The 548-nt window shown below is 71.4% G+C and carries 1 protein-coding gene; it reads right to left on the reverse strand.

The window, feature by feature from the left end; translation table 11 throughout:
• Positions 1-548 (reverse strand): sensor histidine kinase (locus H4281_RS45065; RefSeq protein ID WP_182896964.1); only part of this gene is annotated, 548 nt, incomplete at both ends.

Here is a 548-nt window from a genome sequence, read left to right on the forward strand (position 1 = left end):
TGGGCGGGCACCGCGTCGAGCGGACCCGCCATGCTGACCGCCGGATGCAGCGGCGCGTCGTCGGTCAGCTCCGCGATCGCGTCGTGCAACCGGTTCCGCAACCGCACCCCGCCCGCCGCGCCGCCGTGCAGATCGAAAATCGCCGTCCGGATCTCCCGCACGATCTCGTGCATCTGATCGATGCTCTCCTGCAACCGCCGCCGCAGCTCCGGCGTCTTCGCCCGCCGCTGCGTGCTCTGCATCGACAACCCCACCGCGAACAACCGCTGGATCACGTGATCGTGCAGATCCCGCGCGATCCGGTCCCGATCCGACAACACGTCCCGCTCCCGCGCCGCCCGCTGCTGCGCCGCCAGCTGCAACGCCAGCGCCGCCTGATCCGCGAACGACGCCAGCACCGGCAACTGCGCCGTCTCGAACAACGCCGACCCCGGATCCCGCACCGCGATCAACACCCCCGACGTGTGATCACCCGCCCGCAACGGCACCACCAGCGCCGGACCGCAGCTGCGGTCCTCGGACAAGATCAGCTCGGCGACACGGCGCGG

This window comes from Amycolatopsis dendrobii, assembly GCF_014145675.1.
Classification (GTDB): Bacteria; Actinomycetota; Actinomycetes; order Mycobacteriales; family Pseudonocardiaceae; genus Amycolatopsis; species Amycolatopsis dendrobii.